Source organism: Psychrobacter sp. APC 3426 (assembly GCF_030408035.1).
In the GTDB taxonomy this organism is placed as follows: domain Bacteria; phylum Pseudomonadota; class Gammaproteobacteria; order Pseudomonadales; family Moraxellaceae; genus Psychrobacter.
The window spans coordinates 96,909-115,450 of record NZ_JASDCF010000005.1 but is presented as its reverse complement, the minus strand read 5'-3'; the positions used below and the strand labels follow the sequence as shown (position 1 = coordinate 115,450).

Genomic DNA, 18,542 nt, shown 5'->3' with positions numbered 1-18,542 from the left:
GATAGGTTAGTACCTAATAAGCGTCCAATAACTATTATTCAGTCACTCATATTAAGTCATTTAGGCACGTGTCTCGCCATGACCATATACAATCCATTTCTGTGAGGTCAGGCCTTCGAGCCCAACAGGGCCACGAGCATGAATTTTATCAGTTGAGATACCAATCTCAGCACCTAAGCCATATTCAAAACCATCAGCAAAACGGCTAGACGCGTTAATCATCACGCTGGCTGAGTCAACTTCACGGATAAAGCGCTGCGACTTTGTATAGTTATCGGTAATGATAACGTCGGTATGATGGCTGCCATGGGTATTGATATGTTCAATCGCCTCGTCGATACCTGATAGTACTTTAATCGCTAAGATAGGCGCTAGGTATTCAGTATCCCAGTCCTCAGCAGTTGCCGCAGACAGGTGACCGGCAAGCTTAGCATTGTCATTTAAGATGGCTTGTGACTTATCATCAAGGCGCAGTTGCATTGCATCATCAGCAGCGACGATGGCTTCAGCAATTTTTGGCAACAGCTCATTGGCGACTGATTCATCGACCAATAGTGTCTCCATGGTATTACAAGTCCCGTAGCGATGGGTCTTAGCATTGACGCTGACTTTAATCGCTGTTTCGGCATCGGCATCACTGTCGATAAAGGTATGACAGTTACCATCTAGATGCTTGATGACTGGCACTTTGGCATCGTTACTGATACGCGCAATCAAACCTTTACCGCCGCGTGGCACGATAACATCGACATACTCAGTCATCGTAATCAGCTCACCGACAGCCGCACGATCAGTCGTTTGTAATACTTGTACGCTATGCTCAGACAGACCGACTTTTTGTAGTCCTTCTAAGATACATTTGGCAATCGCTTGGTTAGACTCAAAGGCTTCAGAGCCACCGCGTAAAATAATAGCGTTACCTGATTTTAGGGCCAGTGAGGCGGCCTCTAGGGTTACGTTAGGACGCGACTCATAAATCATACCGACCACGCCGAGTGGTACACGCATTTTGCCCAAATGAATCCCTGATGGCTGATACGTCATATCCGTCACTTCACCGATAGGATCAGGCAATGCTGCTACGTCTTTTAGACCTTGGAGCATACCGTCGAAGCGCGCATCATTTAGTTCTAGACGGTCAAGCAGCGCTGCGTCCAAGTCGTTCTTTTGACCATTGTCCATGTCTATTTTGTTGGCGGCCAATATGTCTTGCTTGGCACTCAGTAGTACGTCATGAATCGCCATAAGCGCTTGGTTTTTGTCGCCAGTATTCGCAGCAGCGAGGGCACGAGAAGCCGCCCGTGCTTGCTTGCCGACAGATTGCATATATGCGGTAACATCAGTGGTATTCGATTGACTCATAAATTATTTTCCTTATGTTATAAATGTCTGAAATAGATAAAAGCGCCCAATAGGCAAAAATTTAACAATGAATGAAATGAAAGGTTTTAATACCCAGATGGCATTATGCTATTTAACATAGAGCAGATGAGGTCGATAGTAAAGTTGATTTTGTGAACAGCCTCTGCTTTACAAAGTGGTTATCAGCATAATTTTGGTTAATAGCTTTGGGTTTTATGGTCAAATTTTCTAGAACATTACTTAGTAATTGTCGTTACGTGTCTTTAACAGAATTGCGTTGTAAATCCTAAGGTAGTCAGTATCAATCGTCAGTATAGTGGGCATAAAGTAGTCGCTGATTACATAAAAACGTGAGAATACAGATAGATGTGACAACTCATTGATAAATCGATTTACTTAACGAATTGATTAATACAACTTGATTAAAACGACACCTATTTATGATGGAGAATAAAATGGCTATCAACGATAAAATGAATAAAAACTGGCTAACCATGGGCTTGGTTGCTGCAGCGTTAACACTAAGCGCTTGTGGTAAAAAAGACGATACACCAATGGAGACTGAATCAACCGTCGATGCACAGACGGCGGTAGAAGAGGAAGCTACCGGTGTGGCTACTGCAAACAGCTCGGATGATATTGCGGTTGCTAGCGCTGACACAAGCACTGATGAGGGCATGGTGGTTGGTGAAAACGACGATGTCGCTGTGGCAACTGCGGATGATGCCGAAGTGCTTGACGGTACTGAGAGCTCAGAGCATGTCTCGACTTACTAATGGCGAATTACTAACTTTTAACCACTAGTCTTAGCGTGCTAAGTAGTCAACTACTCACTGGCAAAAACCGCTCAATGAGATAAAACAACGTTTAGGACGCTAAAGTGATAAAATAACGCCCAGCGCTGTACATTCAGACTGGGCTTTTTTATATCGGCTATTTAAGTCAGGGGTGATGGGCTGATGACTGGTCTCTTTTTTGAGCTGTTGAGTTAAATGCTCAGCGAGCCCGTTATAGGTCAAACAGTCATAATATTTGCCTTTTTGCTGCCGAATAAGAGACAATACAGGATTTTTATCTGATGGTTGTTATTCGATGTTTTTTTGTTGAATAGGACACTGTCACGATAATGCTCAGTATGACACGTAAACTCATACTATATGCACTACCTATCCTGTAGTGCCATGCTCATCATTTTTTTCTATCACGTTTTCACTCATATTTATTGGAAGTCTGCTAAACCATGCTTGATACTGCAAAAAATCCGACTCGGCCTATCGCCTTAGATTTACAAGACATCCATAAAAGCTACGGCTCATTGGCAGTGCTAAAAGGGGTGTCACTCACTGCTTATGATGGTGATGTCATCTCTATTTTGGGCTCATCTGGCTCAGGTAAATCTACCTTGCTACGCTGTATTAACTTACTTGAAAAGCCCAATCAAGGTCGTATCATTATCGGTAATGACGAGTTGATGTTAAAGCCTGCCAAGTCAGGTGAGTTGCAAGCGGCGGATATCAAGCAGTTAGAGAACTTGCGCGCGCGCGTGGGTTTTGTTTTTCAAAACTTTAACTTGTGGCCACACAAAACGATTTTGCAAAACATCATCGAAGGACCTACGCAAGTCCTAAAAATCAAAAAAGACCAAGCCATTAGTGATGCTGAAAAACTGCTCGATAAAGTGGGTCTGCTTGATAAAAAAGACGCCTACCCAGCCAACTTATCTGGTGGTCAGCGTCAGCGTGTTGCCATCGCCCGCGCGCTTGCCATGCAGCCGCAAGTACTGCTATTTGATGAGCCGACCTCAGCGCTTGACCCTGAGCTGGTCAATGAAGTGCTTGCTGTGATGCGGGAGCTGGCAGCAGAGGGACGTACCATGCTTATCGTTACTCATGAAATGCGCTTTGCCCGTGAAGTATCGAGTAAGGTCGTATTCCTGCACCAAGGTATCATTGAAGAGATTGGTACGCCTGAGCAAGTTTTTGACAATCCTACCTCTGAGCGTGTCAAAGACTTTATGTCCTCGCATCGTCAAAACTAATCGCACTCCTAGCATCTGCTGTGCATTCAAAATTCGGGATAGTAATGCCTTTGCTATCCCTATGATATCCTTAAGTCAGTTAGACATCATTCAAATTGATAATATTCAAAATAGTTTTGATTATAAAATCTGGCGTTTAGTGACTGCTGTCTCGTAATTACTATTGGGTAATTGCCGTTTCGTAATTAGCGTTGACCGTTTATTGCCCAATAATAACAGTCGGTATGCAAAACGTTTGTTTTTGATATTTTAGTCAGGTATTATCAAAAGGTTTATAGACGGTCATTCATAACGGCTGTCTGTCTATTCTGTTATCTATATTGCTTGTCTGGCAAGGATGTCAGAGAACAAAATATCAGAATCCTAACATATCAAACGCCCAAAGTTTCAAAACCCTATATGAAAAATTCATCAGAATTTAAGGAATATATGATGTCGAATTCTCGCCTATTGTGGTCATCGATGACCGTTACAGCAGCATTAATGCTGAGTGCTTGTAGTCAGCCTGCTAATGAAGCCACCGATACCAACGCTGATGCCCCTGCAGCAGAAACGGCTGGCAAGACCATTCGTATCGCTACCGAGGGCGCTTACCCTCCTTTTAACTATACCAATGCTGATGGTAGCTTGGCTGGTTTTGATATCGATGTTGCCAATGCATTATGTGACCAAATGCAAGCCAAGTGTGAAATCGTTGCTCAAGATTGGGACGGTATTATTCCAGGTCTATTGGCACAGAAATATGATGCCGTTATCGCTGGTATGTCAATCACTGCTGAGCGTCAAGAAAAGATCGATTTCAGTGAGCCGTATTTTGCCAATACCATGGTATGGCTGACTGGCAATGACAGTAATTTTGATCCAATGTCGATTAAGAACCTAACGCTTGGCGGTCAACGCTCGACGACGCCGGGTGCTTATCTACAAGACAATTACGAAGGCAAAGAGGGCAATACCGTTCAGTTGTATGACAACTACGACAATGCTTATCTGGACCTAAAGTCTGGTCGTAGCGATGCGGTATTGGCCGAAAAAGTCTCTGCCAAATCATGGTTAGCAGACAATACCGAAGGCTTTGGTGTCGTTGGTGATGAGATTGACAACGACGATAATATTGCCATTGCCGTTCGTAAAGGTGACGCACTCAAAGAAGACTTTAATAAAGCGCTGAGCGAAATCCGCAGCAACGGTGAGCTGGCTCGTCTTGAGCAGATTAATTTTGGTCAATAAGCTTTCATAAATGAGCTTGAATCAAAACAATCGAGCTTAAAAAATTGAGCTTAAAAATAAGTCATGAGTGACAAACGGCTGGTATCTATTAAGGAATAAAAATATGGCAATTTCAATGACATCATCAATGGGCAAAAAAGCCTTATGGCTTGCGCCGCTAAGCGCAGCGATGCTTATGCTAGCAGCGTGTAACAATAGCTCAGCACCGGCAGACAGTGCTGAAGCGGATACAGCAACTGACGCACCGTTGAACATCAAAATCGCTACTGAATCAAGCTATAAGCCTTTTAGCTATACTGATGCTGATGGCAAGCTAATCGGCTATGAGATTGAGTTGGTTGACGCACTATGTGCACAAATGAAAGCAGAATGTGAAGTGATTTCACAAGATTGGGATGGTTTGATTCCAGGTCTTAATGCGCAAAAGTTTGACGCTGCCATCGCTGGTATGTCAATCACTCCTGAGCGTAAAGAAGTGGTCGATTTCAGCGACCCTTACTTCCACAGTGGCATTATCTTAATCGGTAAAAAAGGTGATGACCTAAGCATCGATGGTCTGCAAGGTCAGCCTATTGCTTCACAGCGCTCGACAGTGGCTTCACAGTATCTGCAAGACGAGCATAGCAATGCCGACATCAAACTTTATGACACTCAAGATAATGCTTATCTAGATCTTACCTCAGGTCGCGTGCGCGGTATGATGTCTGATAAAGTCACAGGCATTGACTGGTTGAAAACAGAAGCCGGTAAAAACTACGAAGTTAAAGGTCAAGAAATCAGCAGCAACGACGATGCGATGGGTATTGCTTTCCGTAAAGGTGATCCACTGATTGCTAAGTTCAACAAAGCCTTGGCTGAGTTAAAAGACAATGGCACTTACGATCAAATCACGGGTAGCTATTTTGGTACCAGCTCAACCGCTGCTGCGCAAAAAGCAGTCGCCACTGACGGTGTCGAAGAAGTGCTGGTAGTTGACGAAGGTAATGTCGATGCCAATGCGGTAATCGCTGCAGAAGAGCAGGCAGAAGCGACAGCTAACTAATAGTGGCAAACGTTATTTTTATTAATAAACCCCAAGGATGACCATGAATAATCATTTTGATCAATACTCTACAGCCGCGAATGTATCTGTTATCAATGGTGTAAAGGCGCGACGTTTTTCAGCGCCTTTGGTTGCGATTACAGCACTTTTAACGTTAGCAAGTTGCAGTAATGGTCAAAATGATGTTGATGATGAGGTCACGCAAGAAACGGCTGAAGCAGCTGCGACGGGTGATGTGCTACGCATTGGTACTGAGGGCGCTTATGCCCCCTTTAACTATACCAATGCTGATGGCACACTTGGCGGTTTTGATATTGATATGGCAAATGCTATCTGTGAAGACATGCAAGTAACTTGTGAGATTATGGCACAAGACTGGGACGGTATCATTCCTGGTCTAAAAGCAGGTAAATATGATGCGATTGTCGCGGCGATGTCAGTCACGCCTGAGCGCGCGCAACAAGTTAGCTTTACCGATCCATACTTTAGCAACGCCTTGGTTTTCTTAGCCAAAAAAGACAGCAGCTTTGACCCTAGCAATAGCAGCGATATTGATGCGCACTCTATTGCCGCTCAGCGCTCGACCATTTCATCACAGTGGCTAGAAGAGACCTATCCAAAAGCCAACATGAAGCTCTATGATACGTTGAGTAATGCCTTTTTGGATTTAGGCTCAGATCGCGTTGATGCGATGATTTCTGACAAGCTACCAGCGATAGAGTGGTTGAGTTCAACCTCAGGCAGTGACTATGCGCTAAAAGGCGAAGAGATTGATATTAATGATAACTTTGCCATAGCGGTGCGTCCAGGTGACCCACTACAAGCGAAGATTAATCAATCGTTGGCCAATCTAAAAGCCAATGGTACCTATGATAAAATCAATCAAAAGTATTTCGCTGTACCGTCAGCCAGTACTGCTACTGGTACGGTAGACGATGCTGAGCCATCAGTAGAAGCTAGCGCTGCTGAATAATGGCTAAGTTGATAACGATTAACTTTAGTAATTTTTTAGTGTAATGACACTTGCGCTTAATGATGTTTGAGCTGAATAATTTCTAAAATTTGTTGTTATACTTAGCGTTATGCAAATAATGACAAGGGCATCACCATCATGGTGGTGTCCTTTTTATTGTCTGAATTTCGCCTAGTCGTAATTATATATTCATACAAATTATCTACCAAAACAAGCTATACTAAATTTTAGAACTTATATGAAAACAAGTAAAATGGGTGGTGTTCTAAAAAGTATGCTGGCATCAGACGTAGCCATAATTGACATAAAAGAACACCAGATCGAATACTTTAAAGTGATTATCAAGCTTTTTTGAGAAGCAACAAGTCTTTCTAACCGCCCGACGCAATCGGTGTCTAAGACGGCAGTTATTGCCTTCAATCCCTATCGTATGCTGTTTGCCAATTCGTTTGTTATCACTTTTAAAGGCGGTTATAAAACTGTCCCAGTTGTCCATACTGATAGAGCCATAGCTGACTGTAAGCTGCTTTAAACGTGCTCTTAACTTCTTAGCCGTTTTTAGGTCACGTTTGCCCCAGACATAAGCGACAATCTCATTAGTAGCACGGTCATAAGCGTAGATGAGCCAGACTTTACGCTTCTTGCGATACACGTAAGTCCAGAACTCATCAACCTCTAAGCGTTCATAATATCGCTTCTTAGGCGCGATCTTATAAACAGATGAGCCTATGGTGCCAAGTACTTTACCAATGCTAACCTTGGCTATAACGGCTGTGTCTCTAACACCACAACCTCGGACAGTCATCAGTCGTATGAGATCTTCTATTCTAGAGTGACAGCCGTTATAGGTTACCGCATGATCGCCAATAAATTGGCGTTTGCAGTCCTTGCATTGGTAGTTCTGCTTGCCATAGCTTTTTATGCCATGTATCGAAAAACTGGGACTGTGACAGTCGGGGCAATTGATCTGTATTTGTGTCTTCATAACCTCAAATATATCATCTTGCTTTGACTGTCACCCTCCCTTTATTACTCCAGCATACTTTCTGATACACCACCGTAAAATGAATGGGTGTTATGAAAATCAACAAAGCGTATAAATTTAGGCTTGAGCCTAATGCAGAGCAACAGATTATTCTAAATAATCTTGTCGGCTCTGCACGTTTTGTTTGGAATCAAATGCTAGCGATCTCATTTGAGATGTTTGCCAAAAATGAATTTATTAATGCCACCAACTTAGTTAATAAAATCATGGATCTAAAGAATAATCCTGATTTTGACTTCTTAAAAACCCATGCCAATGCCGTGTCTTTACAGCAGAAAATACGTGATCTCGCCTCTGCTTGGTCACGATTTTTCGACCCTAAAGTTCATGCTAAGCTCAAAGAAAATAAAAAGAAACCTAAAAAGCCCAAATTCTTTAAGCTAAACGATGGCACAGAGATTCAACTTCGTCCACTAATGCCACGCTTCAAGCGCAAATCCGATGGCCGCGACTCCATGCGCTTGGTTCAGTTTGAGAGATATTGCCGTATTGAAGGCAACCGCGTCAAACTACCCAATGGCGTGGGCTTTGTAAAGTTCAGAAAATCGCAAGAGGTTGTTGGCACGATTAAAAACGTCACCATTAGCAAGAAATCAGGGCACTGGTACGTGTCGTTTGGTACTGAGCGTGAGCTGGAACAAAACCCGACTCATCCCTCTAAAAGCGCCATCGGCATTGATTTAGGTATCACCAAACTCATTGCCACCTCAGACGGTCAAACTATCCAACCAAAAAACAGCTTTAAAGCCAACCAGGTCAAACTTGCCAAGTTGCAGCGCCAATTGAGCAGAAAGGTCTTATTCAGTCAAAACTGGAAAAAGCAGAAAAGCAAGATTCAAAAATTACACCATCACATCGCCAATATTCGCCATGACCACTTGCATAAAATCACCAGCACAATCAGCAAAAACCACGCCATGATTGCTTGTGAAGATTTAAAAGTCGCCAATATGTCGACATCAGCCAGCGGGACGATGGAGAAAAAAGGTCGTCATGTCAAAGCCAAGTCAGCATTAAACAAATCTATATTAGATCAAGGGTGGGGCATGATGATTGATATGCTTGAGTACAAGCAGCACTGGCAAGGCGGCTTACTTATTAAAGTAAACCCACGCTACACCAGTCAAACCTGCTTTAACTGCAAGCATGTTGCGAAAGAGAATAGACGCACTCAAGCAAAGTTTGAGTGTGTCAAATGCAGTTATAGTGCGAACGCAGATGTTAATGCAGCTAAAAATATTTTATCGGCAGGACATGCCGTTTTGTCTGTGGAGGGAGGATGCGGTAAAGGTCGCCCGATGAAACAGAAAACTTGCGACGGTCGTGAGAAAGTCGCTTAAGAGCTTATGCTTTTAGAATCCCACATTTGAGCTTGTCGAAAATGGGGGAGTATGTCAATTAGGCGCGGCTTTTACGCGTCAGTATTAACATAGCGGCGAGCGAATATGATAAAATCAGCGCTCATTTCTACTGTGTCAATTACCGCCGCCATAATCGTATTTATATCACGTCACTCTATGACGCAAAAGACCGATATCTGTTTGGTCTATCATACGATTATCAGCAGCGCTCAGCTATTGATGCTGATTCTTTTAACTCATATTTTGCAAATTGCTAATATAAAGAGACTGAGTGGATAATTGTGTTTGATTTACAAGGATTTGGCGCGCTTCTATTAAGCGGCGCTACCGTCACGATACAGCTTGCTTTAACCAGCTTGGTCATTGGTATGGCTTTGGGCTTGCTTGGTGCCACCGCAAAGATGTCCAATGTCTGGCTGCTGCGTAAGCTTGCGACTGTCTATACGGCAACGATGCGCGGCATACCTGAGCTGCTATTGGTACTGTTTATCTATTATGGCGGTTCTATACTGCTGATGAGCATCCTCAAAAAGTTCGGCTATAACGACTATGTCGAGATTAGTGCTTTTTGGGGCGGGGTGATGGCGCTATCGATTGCTTTTGGTGCTTATGCGACCGAAATTTTTCGTATGTCCATTCAAGAAATTCCGGTAGGGCAAAAAGAAGCTGCCCAAGCGATTGGCATGCGTCCTTTTCAGATATTTTATCGCATTACGTTGCCGCAAGTATGGCAGATAGCATTGCCAGGACTGGGCAATCTGTTTTTGGTACTGCTAAAAGACACAGCATTGGTCTCGGTCGTCGGTCTCAAAGACATTATGTATCAGTCCTCCCGAGCCGCGCAGTCGACACAGCAGCCGTTTACCTTTTATATGGCCGCAGCGATTATTTATTTGGGTCTGACCATGTTGATTACAGGCTTTATGATGTGGCTTGAGTGGCGCGCCAATCCGGCGGCACGCTATGCCAAAAAGCTGAGCCGTCAGTCAACTCAACGTCAATCGACCATAGGATAGAGGAGAGATACTATGGATTGGAATTGGCAGGTCATTTTTGACCATATCCCTGATTTACTAGGCGGCGCGGTATTGACCGTACAGCTGGTCATCGTGTCAGGTATTATCGGGCTGTTTTTTGGTTTGATACTAGCATTACTAAGGCTGTCCAAAAACTGGATGGTACAGATACTCCCATTTTTGTATATTTTCTTTTTCCGTGGCACGCCGCTATTGGTACAGATATTCCTAATCTATTATGGTCTTGGGCAGTTTGAAGCGGTACGTGAGTCGTTCTTATGGGAGCCAGTCCTTAGCCAAGCCTACTGGTGTGCCATCATTGCCTTTACGCTGAATACCAGTGCGTATTTGGCAGAGATTATTCGCGGTGCGATTCAGACCATTCCCGTTGGTGAGCTTGAAGCTGCCGATGCGCTTGGTATGTCAAAATGGCAAAAGCTTACCCGTGTTACTTTGCCACGCGCCTTTGGTATCGTGATTCCAGCTTACAGTAACGAAGTCATCTTTATGCTAAAGGGCAGTGCGCTGGCATCGACCATTGCCTTGATGGATATCACAGGTGTTGCTCGTACGATTAGTGCTCGCACTTATACTCTGATGGAGCTGTTCTTTGCCGCAGGTATCGTCTATCTGTTATTGTCATGGGTCATCTTATTTAGCTTTAGACTGTTTGAAAAAAGAATGAACCGTCATGCCAGTTACGTACCACCAGACGTGATGACCAATACGATTCCATAAATCGTCGTTATGACTAATAGAGTCGTTGTTAAGGCGGTACTGTTAAAGAAACTATCCGTTAAGAAAGCATGAGTTAATAAAGCTATAAATGCTGCAGTATTTTTTACCAAAACCAATTATCTGCTATGAGAGCCAAGTATGAGCCAATCGCCACCTATGTCGTTAGTGAATGTCGTTGCTGCGAATGTCAGTGATGATGACAGCGCGGTAAATGCCAATCAACGCTTGCGTGCGCCTATTGGCAAAGTGGTTTGTGTGGGTCGTAACTATGTTGCCCATGCTCACGAATTGGGTAATGAGGTGCCAACAGCGCCTATGTTGTTTATGAAGCCTGCCTCTTCGGTGGTCTCTATTGGTCAAGGCGTCATCCGTCCAAATCCAGAGATGGTAGGCGAAACACACTATGAGACTGAGCTATGTGTTCAGCTTTCAGCGGATTTATCAGCGGCGACGATAGAAGAGGTACAACAAGCGATCGGCGGTGTGACGCTAGGGTTAGATTTGACCTTGCGTGACTTGCAGTCTGAGCTAAAAGAAAAAGGTCATCCGTGGGAGCGTGCTAAGTGCTTCGATGGCGCTTGTGTGCTTGCTGACTGGCTAGACCCACAAGCATTTGGCGACTTCAGTGATGTTGCGTATCAGCTTTACATCAATGATGCGCTCAAGCAAGACGGTGATACGGCCTTGATGCTATTCCCCGTTTATGAATTGCTGGTCAATATCAGTCATGCTTTTAGCCTACAGGCAGGTGATGTAATCATGACAGGAACGCCAAGCGGTGTCGGTGTACTGCATGCCGGTGATCAGCTAAAACTCAAATTAGGCGAACATGAGTGGCAGGCGCAAGTACAATAGCCATAAAATGTCAGATTGCTATTATCAGGTTGCTATTAATAGTTAAAGCGTTGATAGTTGTTAAGCGCTTATAACTGTCCAAACCCAATCACTATCAAAACCTCGAATACGGTTCGGGGTTTTTTTACAAGTGTTTATCACACTTATGGTGTGTTGCTGCTGATAAACTGGTCAAAAAAACATAATCAAAATACTGAGTAAAACTGGTATGTTGATGTTCTTGTAACCGATCTAACAATAAAGATACTTGATAGTTAAATCATTGTCTTCTGTTTATGGCATTTACAGGCTAGTATGTAAAACCTCCTTAATCGCTTGATGTATCGAAATTATGCTCACTCCAAGACCACTAGAAAGCATTCATGATTTTTTTGCCACCACTCGCCGTCCACCTGAAATGGTGGTGGATGCTGACGAGGGTTTTCAGGGTGATGTCTATGAAGAGCTGGCGAAACTTGAATATATTTATGTGGATGATTTCGCCGCAGAAAGTGTAGATGATGGTTATACCAAACCGCATAAGCCTATCTCCTTAGTTGATTTCTTTGAAGGCTTGGCTCAGCTGGCAACGATGGGCGTGGTTGAAGTCACTGATATTGTAGAAGCCATCCACCGTGAGATTTTGCTTCGTCCTTTAGGGCGGTTCAATCAAGGCAATCTTGACCAGTGGCAGCGCGGCATTACAGGGAGAATCTATGGCACGGTACGTCAAGCCATGCAATTGGTCGGCAACAATCTTGCCTCAGGGCTGCGTCTTTATAATAATATTTTAAAACCCAAAAAGTTACAGCCGTTACCGAAAAATTTACGCCGTGTGGTGAATCTTTTAAATGGCGTCATGGGTGATCATCTGATAACCCATAATAATCCCTTAGCAGTGTCAATGGTGTTATATGACAAATACAATCGTGTGCAAAGTGAGGCATTGTCGGGGCGTGTGATTGTTCTATGCCATGGCCTGTGTTTGAGTCACTTGAGTTGGCAAGTATCTGAAGAAGGGGATTTGGCTGAAACGCTGAGCAGCAATCTGCCAGCATCAACGGTTTTATATTTGAACTATAATACCGGTCGACGTATCTCTAGCAACGGGCGTAGCTTCGCCAAAGTCTTGCAAAATTTGGTCGATAGGAATCCGGACATCACCCAGCTTGACTTGATTGGTCATAGTATGGGCGGCCTAGTCAGCCGTAGTGCGTTATTTTATGGCAAAGAGCAAGGCTTTAACTGGGTCAAACGGGTGGGTAATCTGATCACTTTAGGCTCTCCGCACCATGGCGCAAGCTTGGAGCAGATTGGCAGTTTTGTTCAAGACAAAATCGCTAAGTTACCTTTCGCCGGTTCACTGGCAAAACTGGGTGACTTGCGTAGCGCTGGCATTATTGATTTACGCTATGGCAGCATTCGTGATGCGGACTGGAAGTCTGCCGAAGGACGCAGCGTACTGCCCGCAGAGTTCCGTCACCCGACGCGCTTACCTTTGCATGTGAATACCTATCTGGTTGCAGCGGCGTTGATTGAGGTTCATTATAAATCTAAGACCACAAGCTTACTCGGTGATGGGCTGGTGTCAGTAGAGTCAGCACTCGGTGAATATACCGAAGAGCATACGCTGAACGTACCAGAAGGTCATAAGGCGATTTTTTATGGCGTCAACCATATGAACCTAATCTATAATGATAGGGTGCACCAGCAAATCATCACTTGGTTGTTAGCCAACAGGCAAGGGGATGCGCATGAAGCGAAGTATGCACTTGATGATCGTATTTACTCTTATCCAAAAGATTATGAATTGGCAGATTAAGAGTTTTTGAAATGATTCCTATTATATATAGTATAAGCCTAAGGTAATAAAAATCAAAACCCCTCAAGCATCACACTTGAGGGGTTTTACAATAACTGATGTATAGTAATAAAAACGATTAGGCGAATATGGCTGCTATATCGTCCTTATTGAATTTGTAGACCTCACCGCAGAATCCGCAATTCATCTCAAAGCTACCGCCTTGCTCTTCAACGATATCTAACGCTTCTGTCTCGCCAATTTGTTCAATGGCCATTTCACACTTCTCGCGTGAACAGGTGCAACCAAACGACAGTGGTACAGGATCAGGGGCGACGACGTTTTCTTCATGATACAAGCGATAGAGAATCTCGTTGGCATCAAGCGTGGTCAACTCTTCTGCTTTTACCGTACGAGTTAATACACTTAAACGGGTCCACAAGTCATCATCGATGCCCGCGTCTTCGTTTTGCTCCACTTCATAAGTTTCTTCAGCAGTACGAGGTAGCATTTGTACCAAAATACCCCCTGCTTGCAAGCCATCAGATGCCAAGTTAATCAGCGTTGGAATTTGCGCCGATTGTTTTTGATAGTGCGCCAAGCAGTCAGCCAAGTTGTCATGGCTACGCTCAACGATACCTTGGTATGGCTCACCGCCATCAGGCTGAATGTTGATAAACAACACGCCTTGACCCATCGCGCCCAATTCAGCAAAAGCTTCTTTGGCAGTCGTCATATTTTCCCAAGCATGTAGTTGCTCATCGGTTTCTGCTTTCCAACTAGCGAGCGCGCGAATGATGCCGTCTTGGTCGCATTCTGCCATCGCCCAATTGAGCAAGCTGTCACTGTCTGATGACTGCAATTGAATAGATAAGCGACCATTGATTTTGACCGTACCGATAAGCAAGCTTGCGGCGGTTAGCATCTCACCCAATAAGCGTTTGATGGCTTCAGGGTAAGGCTTTTGGGCAATGGTGCTCGCGTAGCTGCGTGATAGGCGCACAACGTCACCACGTACAGGCGAATCTTCGATAAAGAAGCGTTGGCGTACGTCATTATCGCTATGATGACCAGTGGTTTGGCTGCCCGTATTTGGGACTTGAGTATCTTGTGTCATAAGTCATTTGTAGTATTAAGAAGTTGTTAGCTTTATGGGGATTGCTGCCAATTTATCAATCACCTTTGCGATGCTGTTTTACCGTTTGCCCAAAATATTCTCTAGATAACTCAGCTTATTTTAAATAAAAGGCTCAAAGATATGACAAGTAGGCAGTCGGCAAAATAGTCGTTGAGGCACTGCATACAGATAGGGTGGTACGGTAATGACAAGCGACTTATATAAAGGTAGAAAGTTCATATATTCATAAATACTGATTCTATTAAAAATAGTTCACCATGAGCATCGATTTTGTTGTACAGTAACATTACGTTGCATTGTGACAAACAATAGCAACAACCGCATGGATGCGCGTCATTAAGGCTAGTTAATAAGACCTATGTCGTCCAAGCACTCATCTAATCTTATGATAATGTGATAAAAGGATGTATCTCATGAGCTATCTATCTTCTCAGTTTTTCTCCAAACCCTTGACTCTGGCTGCTTTTATGGCGCTTGGTCTAGCAGGGTGTAATAACAGCAGTCAAACGACCACTGATGCGGCAGCAACAGATGACGCGACCACCACAGAAGCCGCAGCAAGCACTAATGGCACGCTACAAAAAATCAAAGACTCTGGCACCATTGTGGTTGGTCACCGTGACTCCTCTATTCCGTTTTCTTATATCGCTGATGACCCAAATCAGCCGATTGGCTATGCGCATGATTTAGAGATGAAAGTCGTCGAAGCGGTCAAGCAAAAGCTCAACATGCCAGACCTCAACGTGCGCTATAACCTAATCACTTCACAAACTCGTATTCCATTGGTACAAAATGGCACAGTGGATTTTGAGTGTGGTTCAACCACCAACAACGAAGAGCGTCAAAAGCAAGTGGCATTCTCAAATGGCTTCTTTGAAATCGGCACACGTCTATTGACCAAAAATGATTCCGGTATCCAAGATTTTGAAGACCTCAAAGGTAAGACGCTTGTGACGACCGCAGGTACAACTTCAGAGCGTTATATTCGTCAGTATAATGATGACAATCAGATGGATACCAACATTATCTCTGCAAAAGACCACGGCGAAGGCTTTTTAATGCTAGAGAATGGTCGTGCTGATGCCTTTATGATGGATGACGTGCTGCTCGCTGGCGAAAAAGCCAAAGCAAAAAATCCTGATGAATGGGTCATCGTTGGTACACCGCAATCGTTTGAAATTTATGGCTGTATGATGCGTAAAGACGACCCTGAGTTCAAAGCAGTAGTTGATGAAGCCTTGGCCAATGTCTTCAGCTCAGGTGAGATTAATAGTATCTATGACAAATGGTTCTTAAATCCAATTCCACCAAAGAACGTCAATCTAAACTTTGAGATGTCTGACAACTTAAAAGCATTGATTGCCAGTCCGCATGACAGTGCTCAACCAAAAGTGGCGACTGCACAGTAATCATTGTCCTTCAACATAGCTTGCTTACGCGTTCAGACTGATAGTGATGTCAATCTGACGCGTGAGTTTCTCAATCGCTGCTCGGAGAGACAACCATGAATTATAGCTGGAACTGGGGTGTGCTCTTTGAGCAGACTGGTATCGGTAACGAGCTTTATATCCATTGGATGATTACCGGTCTTGGCTGGCTGCTATTGATTGGTAGTATTGCTTGGGCCATCGCCATGGTCGTTGGCACCATCTTTGGTATCATGCGTACCTTACCCAATAAAACAGCTCGTGCCATCGGTACGGCTTATGTGACATTTTTTCGTAATATTCCTTTGCTCGTTCAGCTGTTCTTTTGGTTTTATATCGCGCCTGGTTGGCTCACGCCCACGATACAAGAGTGGTGGTATAAGGACTTGTCTCCCAATACCTCAGCCATGCTCTCTGCGAGTATCGGCTTGGGGTTATTCACTGCGGCTCGTATCGTTGAGCAGGTGCGTACTGGCATTGAGTCATTGCCAGAAGGGCAGGTCAATGCCGCTTATGCGCTAGGTTTTAGTATTCCGCAAGTCTATAAAGAAGTGCTGCTACCGCAAGCCTTTCGTATTATCTTACCGCCGCTCAGCTCTGAGCTGACCAACTGCTTCAAAAATGCCTCTGTCGCTTCCTTAGTCGGGGTAATGGAGCTGATCAGCCAAACCAAGACCATTAGTGAATATACGCAAAACAGTATCGAGATTTATACCTATGCGACGGTCATCTACTTGGTATTCAATCTGTCCTTGATTGCTATTATGGGATTGATCGAGCGCAAACTACGTGTGCCTGGGCTGATTGCAGGAGGTCAGAAATGAACATGATGACCGAGTTAGCAACCGCCTATCCCGGCCTCATGGGCGGGATGATTACCACGTTAAAAGTATTGTTTTTGGCCATTTTGGGTGGTATCAGCTTAGGCACAGTACTTGCCTTGATGCGGTTGTCTGGTATTAAGATGCTTGAGATACCGGCAAAGCTCTACGTCAATTACTTCCGCTCGGTACCTTTGCTATTAGTGCTGTTGTGGTTTTATTTTGCCGTACCGATGATTTATTTTTGGGTAGCAGGTAAGTACTTGCAACTTGATGCAGCCTTTGCCTCCTGTGTGGTGGCTTTTATGATGTTTGAGGCTGCTTACTTCTCAGAAGTGGTGCGTGCAGGTATTCAGTCTATCGGTAGCGGTCAGGTCAATGCAGCAAAAGCATTGGGCATGACTTATGGGCAAACCATGCGTTTGGTCATCTTGCCACAAGCCTTTCGCAAGATGCTGCCGCTTATTTTGCAGCAGTGTATTATTTTATTCCAAGATACCACACTGGTATTTGCGATTGGTCTGACAGACTTTTTCCGTGCAGCCTACGTACGCGGTGAGCTGATGGGACTGCTGACGCCTTATATTTTAGGGGCTGGTGCTGTTTATTTTGTCATCAGTTTAAGTGCCTCTGTTGGCGTGCAGCAATTACAAAAGCGCTTAAGGTTTTAACACACGCTGAGATAGCTTTTTTAGTTTTCAGTGTTTTATTTAATAGTAGCTACTAATATTAACTATTAACAACAATGATTCATGACAATTATCAAAAAACAATGTGGTTAGGAGCCGATGATGAGCAATACTGATACATTCGTAAATGTCTTTGGCGGACTGGTCACCAACAATGGTCATGCTAGTGATGAGATGGTCATTGAAATGTCTAACGTCAGTAAATGGTATGGCGACTTTCAAGTGCTGACTGATTGTACTGCGCATGTGCACAAAGGTGATGTCGTCGTCGTCTGTGGACCATCGGGTAGCGGTAAATCAACGTTAATTAAGACGGTTAATGGGCTTGAGCCTTTTCAAAAAGGTGAAATCATGGTCAATGGTATCTCAGTTGGTGCACCTAAGACCAACTTACCTAAGCTGCGTAGTCGTGTCGGTATGGTGTTTCAGCATTTTGAACTGTTTCCGCATCTAACGATTATTGATAACCTAACCGTTGCGCAAATCAAGGTGCTAGGCCGTAAAGAAAGCGAGGCCAAACAAAAAGCCATGGCGTATTTGGATCGTGTCGGACTGACAGTACAAGCGGCGAAGTATCCAGCAGAACTGTCTGGTGGTCAGCAGCAGCGTGTAGCGATTGCCCGTGCGCTGGCGATGGATCCAGTAGCGATGCTATTTGATGAGCCAACTTCCGCACTTGACCCTGAGATGATTCAAGAGGTACTCGATGTGATGGTGGAGCTGACTCGTGATGGTATGACCATGATGTGTGTGACCCATGAAATGGGTTTTGCCAGTCAGGTCGCCAACCGGATTATCTTTATGGATGAAGGTCATATTGTCGAAAACTGTAGTAAAGATGAATTTTTTGAAGGGGCGAAAAGTGAGCGCGCGCAGATGTTCTTATCTAAAATTCTCAATCACTAACGATGTTATTAGAAAAATCTTTAGATTTACATGATGAGAAGCGTCTATTTATAGGCGCTTTTTTGTGCCAGTAGCACATTTGACTATTCCATAAACCCTAGTCGATTTATACGGTCAACCA

17 protein-coding genes are annotated in these 18,542 nt (G+C 44.1%); 14 read left to right on the top strand and 3 right to left on the bottom strand.

The window, feature by feature from the left end:
* Window positions 1-60: 60 nt before the first annotated feature.
* Window positions 61-1,362, bottom strand: coding sequence for a glutamate-5-semialdehyde dehydrogenase (locus QL919_RS05110; RefSeq protein ID WP_290188497.1), 1,302 nt, complete (start codon window positions 1,360-1,362; stop codon window positions 61-63).
* 440 nt (window positions 1,363-1,802) lie between these two features.
* Here QL919_RS05110 and QL919_RS05105 point away from each other — a divergent pair, with 440 nt between their 5' ends.
* The 5 genes from QL919_RS05105 to QL919_RS05085 all read left to right on the top strand — a co-directional run bounded on the left by QL919_RS05105 (window position 1,803) and on the right by QL919_RS05085 (window position 6,645).
* Window positions 1,803-2,138: a hypothetical protein gene (locus QL919_RS05105; protein WP_290188496.1), complete on the top strand. Its 336-nt coding sequence runs from the start codon at window positions 1,803-1,805 to the stop codon at window positions 2,136-2,138.
* Window positions 2,139-2,602: 464 nt separating this feature from the next.
* The gene (locus tag QL919_RS05100) at window positions 2,603-3,400 is read left to right on the top strand and encodes an ATP-binding cassette domain-containing protein (RefSeq protein ID WP_290188495.1); all 798 of its coding nucleotides are present in this window, start codon (window positions 2,603-2,605) and stop codon (window positions 3,398-3,400) included.
* Between the two features lie 429 nt (window positions 3,401-3,829).
* A complete protein-coding gene (locus QL919_RS05095) occupies window positions 3,830-4,630 on the top strand; it encodes a transporter substrate-binding domain-containing protein (RefSeq protein ID WP_290188494.1) in 801 nt (266 codons plus the stop codon).
* A 103-nt stretch (window positions 4,631-4,733) separates the two neighbouring features.
* Entirely contained in the window at window positions 4,734-5,672 is a 939-nt protein-coding gene (locus QL919_RS05090; protein ID WP_290188493.1) for a transporter substrate-binding domain-containing protein, read from the top strand.
* 43 nt (window positions 5,673-5,715) lie between these two features.
* On the top strand, window positions 5,716-6,645 hold the full coding sequence (locus QL919_RS05085) for an ABC transporter substrate-binding protein (RefSeq protein WP_290188492.1): 930 nt from the start codon (window positions 5,716-5,718) through the stop codon (window positions 6,643-6,645).
* Between the two features lie 283 nt (window positions 6,646-6,928).
* Here the strand turns inward: QL919_RS05085 and QL919_RS05080 are convergent, their stop codons facing one another.
* Window positions 6,929-7,630, bottom strand: coding sequence for an IS1 family transposase (locus QL919_RS05080; RefSeq protein ID WP_290188491.1), 702 nt, complete (start codon window positions 7,628-7,630; stop codon window positions 6,929-6,931).
* A 92-nt stretch (window positions 7,631-7,722) separates the two neighbouring features.
* Here QL919_RS05080 and QL919_RS05075 point away from each other — a divergent pair, with 92 nt between their 5' ends.
* The 5 genes from QL919_RS05075 (at window position 7,723) to QL919_RS05055 (ending at window position 13,461) form a co-directional block, all read left to right on the top strand.
* The gene (locus QL919_RS05075; RefSeq protein WP_290188490.1) at window positions 7,723-9,030 is read left to right on the top strand and encodes a transposase; all 1,308 of its coding nucleotides are present in this window, start codon (window positions 7,723-7,725) and stop codon (window positions 9,028-9,030) included.
* 302 nt (window positions 9,031-9,332) lie between these two features.
* Complete coding sequence (locus tag QL919_RS05070; RefSeq protein WP_290188489.1) at window positions 9,333-10,067, top strand: ABC transporter permease; 735 nt, start codon at window positions 9,333-9,335, stop codon at window positions 10,065-10,067.
* A 12-nt stretch (window positions 10,068-10,079) separates the two neighbouring features.
* The gene (locus QL919_RS05065) at window positions 10,080-10,805 is read left to right on the top strand and encodes an ABC transporter permease (RefSeq protein WP_290188488.1); all 726 of its coding nucleotides are present in this window, start codon (window positions 10,080-10,082) and stop codon (window positions 10,803-10,805) included.
* 138 nt (window positions 10,806-10,943) lie between these two features.
* Entirely contained in the window at window positions 10,944-11,660 is a 717-nt protein-coding gene (locus tag QL919_RS05060; RefSeq protein ID WP_290188487.1) for a fumarylacetoacetate hydrolase family protein, read from the top strand.
* A gap of 331 nt (window positions 11,661-11,991) precedes the next feature.
* Complete coding sequence (locus tag QL919_RS05055) at window positions 11,992-13,461, top strand: alpha/beta fold hydrolase (protein WP_290188486.1); 1,470 nt, start codon at window positions 11,992-11,994, stop codon at window positions 13,459-13,461.
* A gap of 118 nt (window positions 13,462-13,579) precedes the next feature.
* On the opposite strand, the gene QL919_RS05050 is transcribed toward QL919_RS05055, so the two are convergent.
* Entirely contained in the window at window positions 13,580-14,557 is a 978-nt protein-coding gene (locus tag QL919_RS05050) for an Hsp33 family molecular chaperone HslO (protein WP_290188485.1), read from the bottom strand.
* Window positions 14,558-14,991: 434 nt separating this feature from the next.
* Here QL919_RS05050 and QL919_RS05045 point away from each other — a divergent pair, with 434 nt between their 5' ends.
* The 4 genes from QL919_RS05045 (at window position 14,992) to QL919_RS05030 (ending at window position 18,421) form a co-directional block, all read left to right on the top strand.
* The gene (locus tag QL919_RS05045) at window positions 14,992-15,987 is read left to right on the top strand and encodes a glutamate/aspartate ABC transporter substrate-binding protein (protein WP_290188484.1); all 996 of its coding nucleotides are present in this window, start codon (window positions 14,992-14,994) and stop codon (window positions 15,985-15,987) included.
* Window positions 15,988-16,082: 95 nt separating this feature from the next.
* Window positions 16,083-16,829, top strand: a complete 747-nt coding sequence (locus tag QL919_RS05040) for an amino acid ABC transporter permease (protein WP_290188483.1) — start codon at window positions 16,083-16,085, stop codon at window positions 16,827-16,829.
* The gene (locus QL919_RS05035) at window positions 16,826-17,497 is read left to right on the top strand and encodes an ABC transporter permease subunit (protein ID WP_290188482.1); all 672 of its coding nucleotides are present in this window, start codon (window positions 16,826-16,828) and stop codon (window positions 17,495-17,497) included. The genes QL919_RS05040 and QL919_RS05035 overlap by 4 nt, the downstream gene beginning before the upstream one ends.
* A gap of 192 nt (window positions 17,498-17,689) precedes the next feature.
* A complete protein-coding gene (locus QL919_RS05030; protein WP_290188518.1) occupies window positions 17,690-18,421 on the top strand; it encodes an amino acid ABC transporter ATP-binding protein in 732 nt (243 codons plus the stop codon).
* Window positions 18,422-18,542: the final 121 nt, after the last annotated feature.